Source organism: Sphingomonas sp. TDK1 (genome assembly GCF_001650735.1).
Taxonomy (GTDB): Bacteria; Pseudomonadota; Alphaproteobacteria; order Sphingomonadales; family Sphingomonadaceae; genus Sphingomonas.
The window spans coordinates 80,627-100,604 of the sequence record NZ_LXVY01000034.1 but is presented as its reverse complement, the minus strand read 5'-3'; the positions used below and the strand labels follow the sequence as shown (position 1 = coordinate 100,604).

The window sequence follows — 19,978 nt, the reverse complement described above, 5'->3', positions numbered from 1 at the left end:
CGCGCTCATCGGCCGGGAAGTACGCGTCCCTCCGGCCCTTCCACCGTGACCTTGCCATCCGCGCCGAGCAGGACGCTCGCCCGCCGAAATCCTGCACCGTCGATCAGCACCACGCCGGATGTGCCGGCATTGTTGAGGAACAGGTAGGAAGATGCCCCGCCTGCGCGGTCGAACTTCACATGGGCGCCCTTGTCGTCGATCTCGATCACGGCAGTGGGCGCACCCGGTTCCGGATTGGCCAGTTTGATCGACGGTCGATCATTGCCATCCAGCGCGACCGTGGCTGCCGGTTTGGCATCATGGCCGATCAGCACGATGGCGGGCCTCCCGTCCGCTGCGGAAAGCACGATCCGCGGTGTACCAGCCGGATCGACGATGCGGACCTCGGACGTGATCACAGGCGGCGGCGGGGTGTGTTGCATGACAGGCTCCGGAAGGTCAGTGATCGGCCAGCGCCGCGGCGAACGCGCGTACGGCGCCGTCGAACCGCTCCGCCCCGACGTCGAACACCCAGCGCGTAAGGGATAGCGGCCGGACCAACCCCGCCATCTGCAAGCGTGCCTGCGCGTCCAGCGCCGCTGCCAGCCCCTGCACCATTGCCGCGGGCGCACCGCTGGTCTTATCGGGGCCCAGTCCACTATCGAGCATGCTCGGCGCCAAAGCGCCTGATTCCACGCCCAGCATCAGCGCGGTCGAGACAGCCTGCCGAACGGCGGGCGTGAGGTTGCGGGCGGTCCAGCCCGTTGGCGTACCCATACCCAAAATCAACAGCGCACGCGCAGCCACTGCGGCCGGCAGCGGGTCGAGATAAAGGGTCTCCCCCGCGGTCGCGGCGAACAGTCCCTCGGCGCGCAGCTGAAGCAATTGCCCGTCCAGCGCCGCGTCCAGATGCGCGAGACCGCCGACTGGCGGGCGGCCGCCGACCTCCTCGGCAAACATACAGGCGCAGGACAGATCCACCGCGGCAGCACTGCCGTCCCACGCCGCGACCTCGATCACGACGCCGTGGAACGTTCCGACGATCTGTCGTGAGGTCATGGGTGGATCATATCCCGCGCATAGTCGAGCCCGATGCCGTAGCCGCCGCCATGCGCGACGACGATGCTCCGGGCCGCTTCATAGGTATCGTGTCGCGTCCAGTCCCGCTGGAGCTCCAGCAACAGCTGTAGCCACGAGGTCGGAACGGCGCCCGCCTGCACCATCCGCTGCACAGCTGCCTCATGGCTGGCAGGCGTCAGGCCGCCACAGGCATCCGTGACCACGCGAACGGCATATCCCTCGGCGAGGGCGGAAAGCACGGGGAAGCTCACACAGGCCTCGGTCAGCAGGCCGGCGACGATCAGTGTTCGGCGACCGGTCGCGACCACGGCGGCGCGCGCGGCATCGTCTTCCCACAGGTTCATGTTCCGCCGCTCGATCGGCACCACATCCGGCAGCACCGTCCGCAGCGGCGGCATCAGGGGGCCGCTATAGACCTTGGTTGCCGAGGTGCTGACGATCACCGGCACGCCGAATGCCTTGGCCGTCTGCGCCAGCGCGACCAGGTTTCCGCGTACCGTCTGCCGATCCGCCGACCCGGTAGCGAACGCCAGGCCCGCCTGCGCATCGACGATCAGCACCGCACAGTCATTCGGGGTCAGCAGGCTGGCGGCGGTCATCGACGAGATCTCCTTGGCTAAGCGCAAGTAGCTAGCCGGAGGAGACCCCTCACCTATTGTCGATTTCGTCGCGTTTTTGGCCGCGTTTGCGCGCGCGGAGGGGCTGGCAGCCACCCGAAAGCATTGCCTGCGACAGCCCGTGTCACGATTTGCGCGGCACGGTCACAGCCTTCCCGTCATACCGAATTTCGGCATCGAAGCCGTTGTCGTCCGTAACGGGCTTGCCCGGGGTGACCCATTTGACCCGCAGTGCGCGCGTGGCCGGCATGCCCGCCCAGCCCTTCCCCTCGCGCACGCCGATCGTCAGCGTGCCGGCCTTCTCATCCCAGGTAAGCGGGATGCGGCTATACGCCCCCGCCTTGTACTGCTCGCTGCGCCCGTCATCCTCATACAGCGAAAAGCTCCCGTTCGCGCCGGTATAGACGGTGATGGTCAGCGGTGCGTCCCGCTGCTGATCGACATATTGGGTAACCGGCCCCATCGGCACGATCGCGCCCGCACGGACGAACAACGGCATCCGCTCGGCCGGCGCCGCGACACCCGCGATGGTGCCGCCACGATAGGTCTTAGCCGTGGCGAAGTCGTACCAGGTGCCGGTACCCGGGAAATAGACCGTCCGGCTGCGTGCCTTGTAGTCGGTGACGGGCGCAACGAGGAAGGCATCGCCGAACAGATACTGATCGTCTATCCGGCGCGCCTTGGCATCGGCCGGATAGTCCATCACCATCCCGCGCATGATGCTGCCGTCCTTCCAATAGGCGTCGGCGCCGAGGGTGTAGATATAGGGCATCAGCCGGTAGCGGAGCTGGTCGTACCAGACCATCGACGCTCGCATCGTCGAGCCTTCCGGCGAAATCTCGTAAATTTCGCGAAACGGCTCCTCGCCATGGCTGCGGAACAGGGGGCTGAACGCGCCGAACTGGAACCAGCGGAGGTTGAGCTCGCGCCACTCGGCCAGATCCGCCGGCGTCGGGTTCTTCGCCTCGTATCGTGGTTCCACGGCGAACCCGCCGATGTCGTGCGTCCAGTTGGGCAGGCCGGACATCGCCGTGTTCACCCCGGCCGAGATCTGCGCGCGCAGGTCGTACCAGCGGGTCGCCACGTCGCCCGACCATACCGCCGCGCCATAGCGCTGCAGCCCGCCAAAGCCCGACCGGGTAAGCAGGAACGGCCGTACATCCGGCTTGAAGCCGCGCCAGCCCTCGAAGAAAGCACGCGCATTCATCAGCGGATAGCTGTTGAAATATTGCGCCGCCGGGCCGATCGCGGTCGGCCCCATGGTGTCGATCCGCTCCTCGATCGAGAGGTTCGAGTGCATGTCGGGCTCGCTGGCGTCCGCCCACCAGGCATCGGTGCCGAGCACGCCCAGCTTTTCCTGCACCTGCTTCCAGAAGATCCGGCGCCCCTCGGCGGAATAGGGGTCGTAGAAGGTGTTGGCATAGCCCGGACCCACCCAGTCCCTGTTCCCTTGACGCAGATTGCCCTGGTAGGCGGCACCCGCGGCGGCCAGTTCCTTGTAGTTTGCCGTCGTGGGATAGAATTTCGGCCAGACCGAAATCATGAACGCTGCGTGCTGCGCATGAACCTTGTCGATCATCGCCTTGGGATCCGGAAAGCGCGTCGGGTCGAAGGCATGGCTGCCCCAATCGTCGTCGCGCCAGTACCGCCAGTCGAGGACGATATTGTCGAGCGGAATGTTGAGCTGGCGATAGCGGTCGACCACGCCGGTCACTTCGTCGGCAGTATTGTAGCGCTGGCGGGACTGCCAGAAGCCGTAGACCCATTTCGGCATCATCTCGGCCTTGCCGGTCAGCTGGCGATAGCCGGCAATCGCGCCGTCCATGCTGTCGGCGGGGACGAACCAATAGTTCTTCGCCTGCCCGACCTCGCTGGTGAACCACACCGAATGGCGGTCCGGCGCGGGCAGCGGATCATTGTGGAGCATGGCCATATAGCCGGCGTTCGGTTCCCATTCGATGCGGATCTGCACCGGCTTGCCCTTCACCATCGGCAGGTCGAAATTGGCGTACCAGGGGTTCCAGTTCTGTCGCCACCGGTCGAGCACCAGCTTGCCGTCCGCATAGAGCTTGAAATAGCTCGAGGCGTAGAGCTGGAACTTGTGGGTTCCGGTCGTCTCCGGCTGGAGGGTCCCGGTCCATACGACGGTCTGCTTCTGCACCGCGTTGCCGGCGGTGTTCTGCCCGCCGGTGGCGGCCACCGTGCGGGCCTTGGCCTCCTCCGGCCAGTTCTTCTGGTCCTTGATGTACTGATAGTTGATCGTCGCTTCCTGCCGCGACACGGCCAGCTTGCCGTCGAGGAAATAGTCGGCCTTCCAGCCCGGCTTGCCGTCGCTGGTGACCTTCAGCCCTTCGCCCACCAGCGTGTAGGGTTTGGGATTGCCGAAGCGGGTGATGCTCGCATTGTCCCACAGCAGCCCGTAGCTGCGCGTCGACACGAGGAACGGCACGCCGATATCCATATTGTGCTGCGCGAGTTCGACGTCCTCGCCATTATAGTTCATCTGCGCGTTCTGGTGTTGGCCGAGGCCGTACAGCCCTTCGTCGCTGCCGCGGTTGAACTGCTGGCTGATGCCGACGAAAGGCTTACCGTCGACGGTGACCGCCTTGAAGGTGGCGGGCCCGGTTTCCGCAAGCAGTTCGCGGCCCTTGGGATCGGTGAAGCGAACACGGCCGGAGGTGAGGTCGATATCGGCAGTGGCGCGCTTCGCCTTCACCAGGACATGGCCGCCTGCAGCGCTGACCTCGAAAGCACCGGCCGCCGGAGGATTGGGTGCCATCAGGCTGGGCGCGAGCGCTGCGCCATCCACGCCCCTTGGCATGGCGATGACATGGAAGATGCCGTCGCCATGCACGGTCACTTCCACCCGTGCGGCGGGACCAGTGCCGGGAGTGACGACCACGCCGTCGGCGGTGCGGGTATAGCCATTCTCGTCGGCTGCCTGCGCCATCCCCATTGCGCTGCCGGCCAGCAGCGCCGCGACCCACACCCTCTTCATGCCCGCTTCTCCCTAGATTTCATTTCGCACCACTCAGCGGAAGCGCCCCATGGTGACTTTCAGCACCTGCGGCCGATCGACCAGATTGAGCCCATAGTCGGTCTGGTCCCCGTTCCAGACCCGGCGCGCGTGCCACGCGCCGTCGACGAAGCTGCCTTCCTCCGCGCGGAGCATCAGACCGCCCGGCGGGGTGCCGGGCGCGGCCGCGAAGGTCACCCGCACATGATCGCCGATCACGAGGAATTCGTCGTCCGACAGCTGTGCCACGGCAACGCCGCCGATCTTCTCCGCGCCCCAGGGCGCCGGATCGCTCTTAAGGAAGGTCCATTCCTTCATGCCGAACTGCCATTGCCCCCAATCGGCAGTGATCGTCCATCCGCCGATGGTCGTAGAGCGCGGCTTTCCATCGTCCGGCTTGGCGACGCCCCAGGTCGGGCGCGTATATGCGATCTTTGCCCAGTCGCGCGCCATGCCGTGCAGCATTGCATAGGGCAGCGCGAAGGCATCCAGCGTCGCCGTATCCAGCGTCTGTGCGCCCAGCGGAAAGTTGAAATAGCCGGTGCCGTCCATGCCGAACGGCGAAAAGCCGATCGCGCCGTGGCCCAGCGCCTCGTAGAAGAAGCGGGCGAACTCGCGCGCATTGCCGATCTCCGGCACCATCAGCGCATTGTCGGGACGGGCGAACTTCTCGAAATATTGTGACGCATTGTCGCTCTTGCGGTCATAGAGGTCCGGCGCCGCGAAATCGATCGCTGGCGCGGCGGCCTTCCAGATGTCGAGTACGTCCTGCTGCGGGCCGCCGCTCGCCACGCCGTTGGGATCGGGGACGTTGGATGGGCCGGCCAGCGCTGCATTGACGTACATCGGCAACGGCTTCACCGCCTTGCCCGCCGCCGCAATCGCATTCACGTAGCGCGCGACATACCAGCTGTTGAACGCCCGATCCGCCTGCGCACCGAAAACCTGCGTCCAGCTGCCGCGCTTGCCGGTCTTGGCAACCAACGCCGCCGGAATCTGCTGCGCGAACAGCCGGTTTGCCTCCAGCGAATAATCGCGTGGATTGCGATAACTGCCGGTTTCGTTCTCCGGCTGGACAAGGATCACGGTGTTCTGCCGGTCCTGATCGCGCAGATACTCCATCACCTTCACAAAGGCCCGCATGTCCGCCTTGAGCGTCTCCGCCCCGTGGGCGCTGAGTACGTCGTGATCCTTGCCGTCTCGCGTCTTCATTCGGGGAAAGCGTCGCGCGTCGAGCTTCACCCAATCCGGCGTGTAGCTATATCCCGTGTTCTTCCACGTCCCGAACCAGAGCAGCACCACGCGCTTGTCGTGCGCGCGGGCCTGGTCGAGTAGCGTCTGGAGAAAGCTGAAGTCGAACCGCCCCTCCTGCGGCTCCACCTGCTGCCAGGCAATCGGCACTTCGATGGTGTTGGCGTGGATGCGGTCCAGCACCGGCCATGCCGTCGCCAACGGCTCCGCATAGTTGCTCGAGTTGTTGACCTGCCCGCCCAGCATCAGAAAGGGTGCGCCATCGACGATTAGGGCATGGCGGCCGTTCCTGCTCTCCACATGCGGCACCAATGTTGCGGTCTGGGCGGCCGCGGCCGTCGCCAAGCCGGCGGCAAGCATTCCCCAGGCAATGTCGCGTAGCGGCTTCATGAGCATCCCCTCCCCAATTCGATCGCCCGGCGTCCTCTTCGTGACGGCGGCAAGCCAGCTCCCCGTTCACCGAGCCACGCCCAACGTCAAGGTTTCTCGGCAAGAACCGCAACAAACCCTTGGTGCAATTTTCTTTTCCGCGACGGCGGCGACGCGTGCCGATGCCGATGCCGATGCCGCTTTATTCCCGCGGAGATCGCCATGATGGACGTGTGACAAATGTAACCGTCCACCCCCTGATCGTCACCACAACGAAATCCGAAGTATCGAAACAACTCGCGTGTTCGGGGTGGAGTTGCCCGATCACGCGTACCCGTTCGCCCGACCCGCCGGCGCTATACTGCTCCCGGCGACATGCCGCTGCGTCCGCCGCGTGATCAGGCCCCCTGCCCCGTTCGCGGGAAACTGAACCGTTTCAGTAAGGGAGTAAGGCGCGTTATGGGTAGCGTGATTTCGGTGGGGGCCGGCAGTATTGCGACGGAGTTCCCCGATGGTTCGAAGGGTCCGACCAACGACGCCGGTGAGCCGGTAAAGCCGCGGCTGACCGATGATTATAAGGGCGCACCGCCCAGCAACTCGGTCTTCACCACCATCGCATATGCGCAGTTCAACAATTTCTCCACCGTGATGCAGGCGGATCCGTTCGGCTTGCAGACGCAGGCGCATGGCCTCAACATCGGCTACAGCGATACGCCGCGCGTCAACGCGGACGGCTATAGTTACGACTTCCACGCCGATTTGACTCTCGGCCTGGTCGGCATGAACGTCAGCGGCACGAAGCTCGCCGCAGAATCCGACTGGACTGCGACTGCGGACTGGGACGGCCAGATGCGCGCGACGATGGGCGAGGGCCTGCCGTTCGTCTATGTCACCCGCTCGAGCAGCGCCGATGTCGAGATCGACTTCAGCCAGCAGACCGGGCCGACCCGCGATGTTCCCAACAACCCGCTGAGCTACAGCGCCACCGGCCTGAACGGCAGCTTCAACGGCGGTGCGCTCGCGTTCAACTTCCCGGTCGACGCCGGTGCGCACGTCGCCGATGGCATCCAGTTCCGCATCTCCTATGATTTCGACGGCGACGGCAAGGTCGATCGCATCGAAACCTATGACTGGTATGGCACCGACGCCGCCCAGGGCGATCAGGACTATACGGGGGCCAAGCTGCTGACCGCCAGCGGTCCGATGAAGGATATGCACAACGGCTCGGTCAAGGTCGAGCTGTGGCGCGCCAATGGCGAGGACGATGTCTCGGTCCGCACCAACGACGTCTCCAGCTATGTCAAGCTGCCTTTCAGCAACCTGACCGACGCGAACGGCAAGGCCGTCGCCGGCGGCATGCTGTACCTGCAGGGCGGCGCCAAGGCAGGCAGCGATCCCTCGGGCCTAACCTCCGCACCGGCGGGCACGCCCGTCTATGACACCACCCACGTCCAGCCGGGCCAGAGCGTTCCGGGCTATGAAGGTCCGGGCCGCGTCTGGTACGCGAAGGACGGCGTGGTCGGCGTCACGATCAACGGCAAGAACTACGGCATCTTCGGCCCGACGGGCGCGACCTGGAAGTTCACCGACAAGGGCCTGACGTCGAACCTCGATGGCAAGGACTATTATTCGGTGGCGGTGCTGCCGGATGCGTCGGTCAGCACGCTGATGGACTTCCGCGCACACGCCTATGCCTTCGTGACCGACACCAAGTCGTCGTTCACCGTCGACCAGACCACCGGCAAGCTCACCACCACCTTCACTGCCACCACGCAGATGATGGAGCATGGCCCGGGCCTGTCCGAGAACCCGATGCTGGCGTTGTACCGCCACCAGTACATCAACTCGGACGCAACGCTGAGCAACATCAGCTACAATTCGCCGCGCGGCGAGATCAAAGTGCTGAAGGACAACAACACCTTCACCACCACGATGAACGTCCAGCCGATCCTGCCCATCCTGCCCTTCGTCGGCACCGATGCGCAGAAGAAGCAGATCATCGACATGCTGCACGGCGAGTTGAAGGCGTTCCTGACCGCACAGAATAACCCGCTTCAGGGCGATACCTATTGGGCGTCGCGCAAGAACGCCAAATATGGCGACCTCGCCATGCTCGCGCAGATGGTCGGCTATGGCCAGGTGAAGGACGTTTTCGTCGGGGCAATCGAGAAGCAGCTGGAACGCTGGTTCACGGCCGATGACGGCGACAAGTTCGAGTTCGTCTACGACAAGGAATGGGCGACGCTGATCGGCTATCCGGCCTCGTACGGTTCAGAGGACAAGCTCAACGATCACCACTTCCATTACGGCTACCTCATCAACGCCGCCGCCACGATCGCCCAGCTGGACCCGCAATGGGCGCAGCAGAGCAAGTGGGGCGCGATGGTCAACGAGCTGATCAAGGACGCGGCGAACGACGATCGCAACGACCTGACCTATACTTTCCTGCGCAACTTCGATCCCTATGCGGGGCATAGCTGGGCCTCGGGCACCGGCAACGGCATCAACCAGGAATCCGCATCGGAAGCCCTGGAATTCGCCAGCGCAGTCGCGCGCTGGGGCGCGGTGACGGGCCAGAAGAACCTGGCCGATCTCGGCACCTATCTCCACACCACCGAAGCCACCGCATTCCAGCAATATTGGCAGGACGTGGACAAGGCGGTGTTCCCGGACGGGGTTAAGCACTCGATCATGGGGATCGTCGGCGCCGACGGCGCGGCCTTCAAGAATTTCTTCGACGGCGATCCGGCGCACATCATCGGCATCCAGTATACGCCGATCAACGCGGGTTCGCTGTTCATGGCGGGCTATCCGCAGGAGCTGCTGGAAGAAATTGCCGAGCTGCACGCGTCGCAGCCGGACGGTCGTCCGAGCGAGTGGATGAACGGGTCGCAGATGGCGCTTGCCCTCGCCGATCCGGAAGCGGCGTTGGCCGACTATCTCGCCAATCCCCAGTATGAGGACGGCAAGGGCGAGGAAGCCCGCGCCTACACCCTCCAGTGGATCGAAACCCTGGTGCAGCTGGGCACGCCGGACCTTTCGATCACCTCGAACAGCAACTTCGCCGTCGCCTTCAACAAGAAGGGCGTGAAGAGCTATACCGCGTTCAATCCCGGCACCACGGAAACCACGATCACCTTCTCCGACGGCACCAAGCTGACCGTCGGCGCGGGCGACATGGTGACCAAGACCGCGGACGGCCAGCTCCACACCACCGACTTCCAGAACCACGACATGCCGCAGCGCCCGGACGGGGTGCCGCTCGACCTGCCGACCGACCCGCCCGAATTCGCCCTCACCACGATCGCGAGCAACGGCGACCTGACGCTGTCGGTCGAAGCCAAGACCGGCACCGCCTGGATCACCATCGGCAACGCGCAGCCGCGCGCGCTGCTGCACGGCGACCAGCGCCAGGCACTCGCGCTCGACGACCACACCAAGCTGGTGGGCATCGGCCGCGATCCCGACGGTTCGATCGTCCTGCTGGGCGCATCGAATGGCGGGGAGCCTTACTACCCGTACAAGCTCGACGCGACGCTGCACATCGGCGGCGGCGGTGCGGCGCTCTACAAGAGCGACTGGCAGAAGCTGGAGCCGCTGTTCGGCACCGATATGAACGGTGACGGTATCGTCGTTCGCGGCGAGCTGCAGACGGTGGCGCAGAACGGCAGCCTGAAGCTGATCCTCGATAAGGGCAGCGGCCTCGCCTATGTCCAGGACGGTGACGGCCGGATGTCGGCCATCTTCCGCGATGCGAACGGCAAGCCGACGGCGCTTGTCCGCAACGGCTGGAGTCTCTCGGCCATCGGTCGCGACCAGGACGGCCGGATCCAAGTGCTGGACTCGATGCCGGGCGCCGGAACGAGCTATGGCTGGAAGCTGGACGCCAAGGGCAACTGGGTTGGTGAGACGGTCTATAATCCGTACAACATCACCGACGCGGAAGCGCTGTTCCAGAAGGACCTGAACGGCGACGGCAAGGTCCCGGCACCGCTCATCCAGCTGGTCGCCAAGAATGGCGATCTTCGCTTGCTCGTCGATCCGGCGACCGGGAACGCGATGATCCAGCTGGAAAACGGCACCCGCCTCACCATCACCCGCGGCGGACCGGACGAAGCGGTGAAGCTCGATCACGGCTCCAAGCTCTTCGCAATCGGCCGGGACGATCAGGGCCGGCTGCGCGTGCTTGACGGCAATGCGAACGACATGAGCGCCGGTTCGCAGCACTGGGCCTGGATCCTCGATGCCAACGGCCATTGGGTCGGCGAGGACGTGTTCTCGGGTACCGATCTGCCCAAGGCGGAAACGATTTTCGGTTCCGACCTGAACGGCGACGGTGTTATCGGCACGGCGGGGCTGCACACGGTCGAGAAGAACGGCGCTGCCACGCTGCTGGTCGACACGCACACCGGCAAGGCGTCCTTCTCGATTAACGGCTCCGCTCCGCAGCAGATCACCCGAGACGGCGCCGACTGGGGCGACGTGCTGCAGCAGCGCGGCGACTGGGGCCTGGCCGCCATCGCGATCGACGACCAGGGCCGCACCCGCGTGCTGGACGCAAGTCCGTTCTCGGACATGCGCTATGCCTGGATCCTCGACGCCAATGGCCATTGGTACGGTGAGGAGAGCTTCGACAAGAACACGGTCGGCGCTGCCGAGAAGCTGTTCTCGGTCGACCTCAACGGAGACGGCGTGATCGGCACCGCTGCGAAGACGGCGACCGGCGGCGTTAGCGGCGGTTCGACCCTCTCGGCCGGGTCGATGTTCCACTAACCCCGACTACCTCCAACCGGCGCCGCGTGCGGGCTCGAAGCCTTCACGCGGCGCCCTTTTTTGATCGACAAGGATCGCGCTTTTGCGTCCCACCCATCGGGTCACCCGTGCCCCCTTCCGCAAGCGGTGCATGGCGATGCTGGCATCCGCCGGCGCGCTGACCCCCGCCCTGTCCGGCGCCCAGACGGTTGCGCCCGTTGCATCGGTAGGGGACGAGCGGCCAAAGCCGGTGCAGAGCCTCGCCGCGGCGATCGCCCTCGCCTATCGCAACAACCCCACGCTCCAGGCGACGCGGTACGACCTGCGCAGCGTCGATGAGCGGATCGCCCAGGCCAAGGCCGAGCTGCGGATGCGCGCCGATGCGCAGATCAGCGCCGGTTATCAATGGAATCTCGAGGGCAGGATTTCCCGCCGAACCAATATTTTCGGACGGCCTTTTTCCGCCCAGTCGGAAAGCCAGGCAGCCCTGAGCATCCAGCAGCCGCTCTACACCGGGGGACACGCGACCGCGACGCGGCGCTCGGCCGAAGCCTCGGTAGGGGCCGCCGAACAGCGCTTGCGCGCGACCGAGGGGGATCTGCTGCTCTCGGTCATCTCCACGTATATGGACGTCTACCGCTTCCGCGCGGAGCGCGACATCCGCGCCGCCAGCGTGCAGGAACTGCACAAGCTGCTCGACGAGATCGAGGCGCGCCAAGTCGCCGGCGAACTGACCCGCACCGATATCGCCCAGGCAAGCGGCCAGGTGGCGCAGGCCGAGGCCCAGCTGCTCCAGGCGGAGCAGTCCCTCCGCTCGGCCCAGGCCGATTTCCTCTCCGTCGTCGGGGCGGAGATCGAGACCGCCGCGCCGCCCCCCGGACTGCCCGGACTGCCGGCCGATGCGGACCGGGCCTTTTTCCTCGCCGCCCAACGCAGTCCGGAACTGGCCTATGCACGCGATACGGCACAGGCATCGCTACACGATGTCGAGGCAGCAAGGGCAACCGGTCGTCCGACGGTTGCGGTGCGCGGCTCGGCGGAAGTAAACGGGCGTGCCCATCTGCCCTATCACTTGCGCGATCAGGACAAGGCATTCTCCAGCAGTGTGGTGCTGACGGTGCCGTTGGTCGGCGGCGGTCTGCGCGCCTCGCAGGTGCGCGAGGCATCCGCCCGCGCGCAAAGCGACAGGCTCCGCATCGAGGCCGCCCAACGCGAACTGGCTCGCGTGGTCACGGACGCCTGGAACGACATCGCCACCGCCGACCGCATCGGCGACGTCAGTGCGCAACGACGTTCCGCAGCCACGACACAGCTGGAAGGCATGTTGGCCGAATACCGACTGGGCCTGCGTTCGACCTTCGACCTGCTCTATGCGCAGCAAACGCTGCGCGACGCCCAGGTGTCGGTGCTCGATGCGGAGCGAGATCGCTATGTCAGTCGCGCGACGCTGCTCCGGCGCATCGGCACCCTCGAGGCCGGCGACCTTACCAGCGGGGTCCCGCTCTATGATCCGAAGCCTGCGGTAGCCGCCGCGCGCGAGGCGAACCGACTGCCGCTGGACGATACCGTGGGCGCGATCGACGCCATCGCCGTACCTGCGGCGCGGGTCCACGCACCCACGGCGCCGGCCCCGGCCAAAGACCCGATGTTCAAGCCGGCGGCGCCTTCTTCGGCGTCGCCCCAACCCATCACTCCCAGCCTCCGAAAGCCCCATCCGTGAGCGACGCTTCGAATATGGTCGAAAGCGGCCCCATCATGCTTGCCCAGTTGCTGAGCATGCACCGTATCGCCGCCGATCCTGCCCAACTGCGCCACTCGATCGGCCACCAGGCACCGCTGGACACCACGGACATGCTGCGCCTGATCCGACGCCAGGAAGGTGCCAAGGCGCGCAGCCGCAGCGCGAGTTGGGACCAACTCGCGCGCCTGCCCCTCCCTGCCCTGGCGAACGGCCCCGACGGCTGGTTTCTGCTGGGTCGCGTCGCCGGGGACGAGGCGCTGATCCAGCGCGCACGTGGCGGGATCATCAAGGTTCACCGCGAAGAGATGTCGCAATTCTGGTCTGGCGAAGTAGTGCTGGTCACCACGCGTGAGGCAGTCGGCACCGCCGCCCGTGCCTTCGACTTCAGCTGGTTCATTCCCCAGGCTGCAAAATACCGGAAGCTGATCGGGGAAGTGCTGCTGATCACGCTGGTGCTGAACCTGCTCGGTCTGGCGGCGCCGCTGTTTTTCCAGAACATCGTCGACAAGGTGCTTGTCCACAACACGCTCTCGACTCTCACGGTGCTGGCGATCGGATTCGTTGCGGTGTCGGTGTGGGAGACGCTATTCGGCTGGCTGCGCACCCGCCTCTATTCCGAAACCAGTCAAAAGATCGACGTAGAGCTTGGCTCGAAGCTGTTCTGGCACCTGCTGCGGCTGCCGCTCGGCTATTTCGAGGCACGCCGCGTCGGCGACACCGCGATGCGGGTGCGCCAGCTGGAATCGGTACGCGAGTTCCTCACCAACGCTTCGCTGTCGGTGCTGATCGATCCGCTGTTCACGATCGTCTTCTTGATCGCGATGTGGGTCTACTCTCCGTCGCTTTCGATTGTCGCGGTGCTCACGATCCCCGCCTATTTTGGCGTCGCCATCCTCGTCACCGGCCCGCTGCGCGCGCGGATCAACGACAAGTTCGAGCGCGGTTCGGCCAACAACGCGCTGCTCATCGAAAGCATCGGCGGCATCCAGACGATCAAGGCCGCGGCGGTGGAGCCGCAATGGCAGGACCGATGGGAGCGGCAGCTCGCGGGCTATTCCCACGCCAGCCAGCGCGTGATCGACCTGGGCAATACCGGAAGCCAGGCGATCCAGCTGATTTCGAAGCTGAGCATGGCCGGCATCCTGTATTTCGGCGCGAAGCAGGTGATCGCGCACGAGCTGACCGTCGGTGGTCTTGTGGCGTTCAACATGTTCGCCCAGCGGCTTTCCGGTCCGGTCATCCGCATGGCGCAGCTCTGGCAGGATTTCCAGCAGGTGCGCATCTCGATTGCGCGGTTGGGGGACGTGCTCAATCAGCCGACCGAGCCCGGCTCGGGCAGCCAGGTCGCGCTGCCGGCGCTGCGGGGCGAGGTGCGGTTCGAGAATGTGAAGTTCCGCTATGGCCTGGAAGGACCGTGGACGCTCGAGGATATCGATCTCACTGTCCTGTCCGGGCAGTCGCTCGGCATTGTCGGCTCGTCGGGCTCGGGCAAGTCGACGCTGACCAAGCTGCTCCAGCGCCTGTATGTTCCCGCCGGCGGGCGGGTGCTGATCGACGGGGTGGACGTGGCCCAGATCGACCCCGCCTGGTTGCGTCGTCAGATCGGCGTGGTGCTGCAGGAAAACCTGCTGTTCAGCCGCACGGTGCGGGAGAATATCGCCCTCTCCAACCCCGCCCTGCCGCTGGAGCAGGTGATCGCGGCGGCAGAACTGGCTGGCGCGCACGAGTTCATCACTCGTCTCCCGCAAGGCTATGACACGATGATCGAGGAGCGAGGTACCAACCTCTCCGGGGGGCAGCGCCAGCGGCTGGCCATTGCCCGCGCGCTCGTCACCGATCCGCGCATCCTGATCTTCGACGAAGCGACCTCGGCGCTCGACGCCGAAAGCGAGGAAATAATTCAGACGAACCTCAAGGCGATGGCGGCGGGGCGCACCGTACTGATCATCGCACACCGCCTGTCCGCCATTCGCCAGTGCGACAGCATCATCGCTCTGGAGCGCGGCCATATCGTCGAGCGGGGCAGCCATCAGGAATTGCTCGCCCTCGACGGGCGCTATGCCGATCTCCACCGCCGTCAGGCGGGCGTGACACAGGGGTTCGTCGCATGAGCGCGCTGCGCCATTACGCCCAGCTCTGGGTGGAGGCTGTTCGCGCCGAGAAAGCGCGCACCAAGGGCAGGCTTACCAGCCACGAGCCCGACTTTCTGCCGGCAGCGCTGGAGGTGATCGAAAAGCCGGTGTCCCCCACCGGTCGCGTCACTGCCTGGGCGCTGCTGATCTGCTTCGCGCTCACATTGGCGTGGACGATCTTCGGAAAGGTCGATGTCGTCGCCTCGGCCGAAGGCAGCATCGTGCCCGCCGACAGCGTCAAGCTGGTGCAGGCCTCGGAAACGGGCGTGGTCCGCCACATCTTCGTCCATGAGGGCGACGTGGTGCGGAAAGGCCAGCCGCTGCTCGACCTGGATCCTACGGTTTCCGGCGCGGAAGAGCGTCAGGCCGAACAGGCGCTGGCGACCGCAAAGCTCGACGTCGCTCGCGCGAAGGCGATCGCGGATGCGCTGCGCGGCGGTCCGCTTCGCTTCGAGGCACCGGTAGGCACCCCGCCCGAGGTGATCGAAACCCAGCAGCGCCTGATCGCCGCACAGCTCGCCCAGATCGAAGCGGCCGTGCACGGCTATGGAGCGGCCCGCCAGTCTGCCTTGGCCGACGCAAGGGCGGCAGCCGAGCAGGTTCGCAAATACCACGCCACCGCACCGGTGCTCGACGCCGAGATCGATGCGATGAACGGCCTTGCCGCCAAGGGCTATGCGCCGGGCCTCCGCCTGATGGAGCTGGAACGCCAGCGCCATTCCGAAGGCGGCGAGCGCAAGGTGGCCGAAGCCCAGCAGGTGCGCGCCCTTTCGGAAGCGCGAAAGTTCGACGAGCAGGGTGTCCAGACCCGCGCGGAGGCCCAGCAGCGCGCGCTCGCGGAGCTGGCCAAGGCGCAGGGCGATCAGGTGCTGCGGGAAGAAGAGCTGCGCAAGGCACGCGAAAAGTCACGCCTTCAACGGCTTTATGCCCCGGTTTCGGGAACGGTCCAGCAGCTCTCCGTCCACACGATCGGCGGGGTGGTCGAGCCTGCCAAGCCCCTGATGATCATCGTGCCGAACGGTGGCCTGACCGTGGAGGCGAAGGTGCTCAATCGGGATGCGGGCTTCGTGCGACCGGGCCAGCCAGTCGCGGTGAAGCTGCAGGCCTTCCCCTTCACCACCTATGGCACCATCCCTGGCCGCATCCTCACCATCAGCCGCGATGCGGTGCCGGACAAGGATATCGGTCCGTATTTCCTTGCGCGCATCTCGTTGCAGAAGGCGAGCATCGATACCGAGAAGGGCAAGGTGCCGCTCGGCGCCGGCCTCGCCACCACCAACGACATCTCGATCGGGCGGCGCTCGATCCTGACCTATCTCGTCCAGCCGGTCGAACAGATCCGTAGAGAGGCTGCCCGAGAACAGTAATCGCACGCCGCCCTTGTTTCGGGCGGCGTGCTCCCTGCGTTCCCCATTGGAGGCGTAATGCTCCCGGTATCCTTTAGCGTATCCGATATCCTCGATCCCATCGACGTCAGCCGTCTCGAACTCTATCGCGATGGCAGCTGGCGTGCGCCGTTCCGGCAACTCCGCGCCCATGCGCCCGTACAATATGTGCCCCAGTCGCGCTTCGGCCCCTATTGGTCGATCAGCAGCCACGCGGCGATCACCGAGGTGGAAGCGCAGCCAGACCTCTTCTCCTCGGAAATCGGCGGCTTCAACATCGTGCCGCTCCAGCCCGATGCGCGGCGCAATCCAATGTTCATCGGCCGCGATCCCCCGATCCACACCGCCCAGCGTCGCACCGTCGCCCCCGCCTTTACCCCGGGCGCCGTGCAGCGAATGGCCGAGGATCTCCGCCATCGCACGGCCACGGTGCTGGACTCCCTCCCGCGTCGGACGCCCTTCGACTGGGTCACCCGCGTCTCTCGCGAACTCACCACGCAGATGCTCGCCATTCTCTTCGCTTTCCCCTGGGAGGAACGTGCCAAGCTGGCGGAATGGTCGGACTGGATGGGCGATATCGAGCTGATGCAGGATCCCGCGCTTGCCGATGTCCGTTTCGCCAAGATCCAGGAGGCGGGCCTCTATTTCAAGGCGCTGTGGGACCAGCGGCTGAGCGAAGCACCCGGGCCCGACCTGCTCAGCATGATGATCCGTTCGGAAGCGATGGGCCAGATGCCGTTCAACGAGTTCATGGGCAATCTCTCGCTCCTGATCGTCGGCGGCAACGACACGACCCGCAACACCATGTCCGGGCTGGTCTATGCACTGGATCAGTACCCGGAGCAGCGCGCACTGCTCGACGCCGATCGCTCGCTCGTCGCCAATGCAGTCTCGGAAACGATCCGGTGGCAGACGCCGGTCGCCCATATGGCACGCACCGCCACCCGGGAATGCACGCTCGACGGCCAGCAGATCGCAGCGGGCGACAAATTGGTTCTTTGGTACATTTCCGCGAACAGGGACGAATCCGTGTTCGGCGAGGATGCCGATGGGTTCCGTGTCGACCGGCACAACGCACGGCGCCACCTGTCCTACGGTCATGGCATCCACCGCTGCGTCGGTGCGCGCCTGGCCGAACTCCAGGTCAGCATCCTCCTCGAGGCGATGCTGGATCGCGAGATGCGCGTTGGCGTGGTGGCGGACCCGGTGCGCGTGCCCGCCTGCTTCATCCACGGCTATCGCGAGATAATGGTCCGGATAGATTGATTCCGGTGCGGGCGCCGCAACCCGCGGTAGGGCGGCGCCCGCGATTTCAAGCCCCCTATACCGTAGTCTGAGCCGGCCCTTTTCACGGGACAGGCCGCCTCTTGGGGCTCTAAGGCATGCTGTACGCGCAGAAAGGGTGCAGCAGGGACGCCCCGATTTGCAGGAGAGGCAACGTCGCATTCACCCGAACCGTGTCCGCCAAGGCTGCGATCTCCCCAGCCCCGCAAGGATGGCCGCGGCATGGCCGGATCTGGCGGCAGCGCCAATGTCGGATTTGAGATGATACCCCTGATCGATTTCAAGCTGCCGAGCGTGACGCTCGGTCGCGTTCTCCTGATCGACGACGCCCCCCTGATGCGAGATCCCATCGCCGCCTATCTGGAGCGCCAGGAGTGCCCCACGGTCGTGCTGGACGATCCCGGCCAGGCCATGGAGCAACTTCGCGGCGGCCGCTTCGGCATGGTGCTGCTCAACCAGCAACTGAAGGATGCGGACGGCATGGACGTGCTGCGACGCATCCGCGATCGATCGGAGATCCCGGTCATCGTGATGAGCAACCAGGTCTCGGACGACATCGATCGCATTCTGGCGTTCGAGCTTGGCGCCGACGATTACCTGACCTGGCCGTTCCACCCACGCGAGCTGGTCGCACGTGCCCGCGCGATCGTGCGGCGGCAGGAACTGGGCAGACTCGCCAGCGGCAACCCCCGCCAGACCGGCGGCTATCGCTTTCTCGGCTGGGAATTGCGGTGCCGTACCCGCAGCCTGCGCGACCCCAAGGGCAGAAGCGTGCCGCTGACCAAGGGCGAATATGCCCTGCTTACCGCCTTTCTGGAGGCACCCCAGCGGGTGCTGTCGCGCGCGCAGCTGCTGCAGTCGACCCGCACGCACGAGGACATCTTCGATCGCAGCGTCGATGTGCAGGTGCTGCGGCTGCGGCGGAAGTTGACCCTGGCGGATACACCGTCGCCGTCGGTGGTTACCGAGCGCGGCGTCGGCTATCGTTTCGACGCGCCCGTCGAACGTCTGTACTGACCGTCCCGGGGAGAGAGCATGGGCTTCACGCGCTTTGCCGCCGCAACCGCTTGATCCCCCCTGCCCTTGCCCCTAGACGCTCCCCTAAACCCACCTGTCTCAGGAAAGCGAGCTTATGGCGAAGATCAAGGTTGCAACGCCCGTCGTGGAGATCGACGGCGACGAAATGACGCGGATCATCTGGGAATGGATTCGCGAGCGCCTGATCCTCCCGTACCTCGACATCGATCTGAAATACTATGATCTCTCGGTGCAGAAGCGCGACGAGACCAACGACCAGATCACCATCGATTCGGCCAACGCGATCAAGCAGTACGGCGTCGGCGTGAAGTGCGCGACGATCACCCCGGACGAACAGCGCGTCGAGGAATTCAGCCTCAAGAAGATGTGGAAGTCGCCGAACGGCACGATCCGCAACATCCTGGGCGGCGTGATCTTCCGCGAGCCGATCGTGATCTCGAACGTGCCGCGCCTGATCCCGGGCTGGACCAAGCCGATCGTCGTCGGCCGTCACGCCTTCGGCGACCAGTACAAGGCGACCGACTTCAAGGTGCCCGGCAAGGGCAAGCTGACCATGAAGTGGGAAGGCGAGAATGGCGAGACGATCGAGCACGAGGTGTTCGACTTCCCGCAGGCCGGCGTCGCCATGGGCATGTACAATCTCGACGAGTCGATCCGCGATTTCGCGCGCGCCTCGATGAACTATGCGCTCGGCCGCAACTGGCCGCTGTACCTGTCGACTAAGAACACGATCCTCAAGGCCTATGACGGCCGCTTCAAGGACATCTTCGCCGAGGTGTTCGAGACCGAGTTCAAGGACCAGTTCCAGAGCGCCGGCATCGTCTACGAGCACCGCCTGATCGACGACATGGTCGCCTCGGCGCTCAAGTGGCACGGCGAATTCGTCTGGGCCTGCAAGAACTATGACGGCGACGTCCAGTCGGACCAGGTGGCGCAGGGCTTCGGCTCGCTGGGCCTGATGACCTCGGTGCTGATGACCCCGGACGGCAAGACGATCGAGGCGGAAGCGGCGCACGGCACCGTCACCCGCCACTATCGCCAGCACCAGCAGGGCAAGGCGACCTCGACCAACCCGATCGCGTCGATCTTCGCCTGGACCGGCGGCCTGAAGTATCGCGGCAAGTTCGACGGCACCCCCGAGGTGACCCGCTTCGCCGAGACGCTGGAGAAGGTCTGCATCGAGACCGTCGAGAGCGGCAAGATGACCAAGGACCTCGCGCTGCTGATCGGCCCGGACCAGGCCTGGATGACCACCGAGCAGTTCTTCGAGGCGATCCGTGTCAACCTCGAAACCGCGATGGGCAGCTGGCAGTAAGCCGCTACCCTCTACGTAA

Annotated in this window: 12 protein-coding genes; 7 read left to right on the top strand and 5 right to left on the bottom strand. The window is 65.3% G+C overall.

Features of this window, described 5'->3' with window-relative positions; translation table 11 throughout:
- Positions 1 to 5: 5 nt before the first annotated feature.
- From A7X12_RS17230 to A7X12_RS17210, 5 genes are all read right to left on the bottom strand, one after another.
- Positions 6 to 422, bottom strand: coding sequence for a hypothetical protein (locus A7X12_RS17230; RefSeq protein ID WP_064312692.1), 417 nt, complete (start codon positions 420 to 422; stop codon positions 6 to 8).
- A 16-nt stretch (positions 423 to 438) separates the two neighbouring features.
- Positions 439 to 1,038: a M17 family peptidase N-terminal domain-containing protein gene (locus tag A7X12_RS17225; protein WP_064312691.1), complete on the bottom strand. Its 600-nt coding sequence runs from the start codon at positions 1,036 to 1,038 to the stop codon at positions 439 to 441.
- A complete protein-coding gene (locus tag A7X12_RS17220; protein ID WP_064312690.1) occupies positions 1,035 to 1,658 on the bottom strand; it encodes a hydrolase in 624 nt (207 codons plus the stop codon). The genes A7X12_RS17225 and A7X12_RS17220 overlap by 4 nt, the downstream gene beginning before the upstream one ends.
- A 142-nt stretch (positions 1,659 to 1,800) precedes the next feature.
- On the bottom strand, positions 1,801 to 4,674 hold the full coding sequence (locus tag A7X12_RS17215; protein WP_064312689.1) for a glycoside hydrolase family 31 protein: 2,874 nt from the start codon (positions 4,672 to 4,674) through the stop codon (positions 1,801 to 1,803).
- A 33-nt stretch (positions 4,675 to 4,707) separates the two neighbouring features.
- A complete protein-coding gene (locus tag A7X12_RS17210) occupies positions 4,708 to 6,333 on the bottom strand; it encodes a DUF5597 domain-containing protein (RefSeq protein WP_064313030.1) in 1,626 nt (541 codons plus the stop codon).
- Between the two features lie 438 nt (positions 6,334 to 6,771).
- Between A7X12_RS17210 and A7X12_RS17205 the strand changes: the two genes are divergently transcribed.
- The 7 genes from A7X12_RS17205 to A7X12_RS17175 all read left to right on the top strand — a co-directional run bounded on the left by A7X12_RS17205 (position 6,772) and on the right by A7X12_RS17175 (position 19,959).
- The gene (locus tag A7X12_RS17205; protein WP_064312688.1) at positions 6,772 to 11,085 is read left to right on the top strand and encodes a glycosyl hydrolase; all 4,314 of its coding nucleotides are present in this window, start codon (positions 6,772 to 6,774) and stop codon (positions 11,083 to 11,085) included.
- 82 nt (positions 11,086 to 11,167) lie between these two features.
- The gene (locus A7X12_RS17200; RefSeq protein ID WP_157105633.1) at positions 11,168 to 12,784 is read left to right on the top strand and encodes a TolC family protein; all 1,617 of its coding nucleotides are present in this window, start codon (positions 11,168 to 11,170) and stop codon (positions 12,782 to 12,784) included.
- Positions 12,781 to 14,916 (top strand): type I secretion system permease/ATPase, encoded by a 2,136-nt coding sequence (locus A7X12_RS17195; protein ID WP_332308558.1) that lies wholly within the window; start codon positions 12,781 to 12,783, stop codon positions 14,914 to 14,916. Before A7X12_RS17200 ends, A7X12_RS17195 begins: the two co-directional genes overlap by 4 nt.
- Positions 14,913 to 16,304, top strand: a complete 1,392-nt coding sequence (locus A7X12_RS17190) for an HlyD family type I secretion periplasmic adaptor subunit (protein WP_064312685.1) — start codon at positions 14,913 to 14,915, stop codon at positions 16,302 to 16,304. The genes A7X12_RS17195 and A7X12_RS17190 overlap by 4 nt, the downstream gene beginning before the upstream one ends.
- Positions 16,305 to 16,361: 57 nt before the next feature.
- A complete protein-coding gene (locus tag A7X12_RS17185; RefSeq protein WP_064312684.1) occupies positions 16,362 to 17,588 on the top strand; it encodes a cytochrome P450 in 1,227 nt (408 codons plus the stop codon).
- 240 nt (positions 17,589 to 17,828) lie between these two features.
- Positions 17,829 to 18,623 (top strand): response regulator transcription factor, encoded by a 795-nt coding sequence (locus A7X12_RS17180; RefSeq protein ID WP_198162062.1) that lies wholly within the window; start codon positions 17,829 to 17,831, stop codon positions 18,621 to 18,623.
- Positions 18,624 to 18,738: 115 nt separating this feature from the next.
- Positions 18,739 to 19,959: an NADP-dependent isocitrate dehydrogenase gene (locus A7X12_RS17175; RefSeq protein ID WP_064312683.1), complete on the top strand. Its 1,221-nt coding sequence runs from the start codon at positions 18,739 to 18,741 to the stop codon at positions 19,957 to 19,959.
- Positions 19,960 to 19,978: the final 19 nt, after the last annotated feature.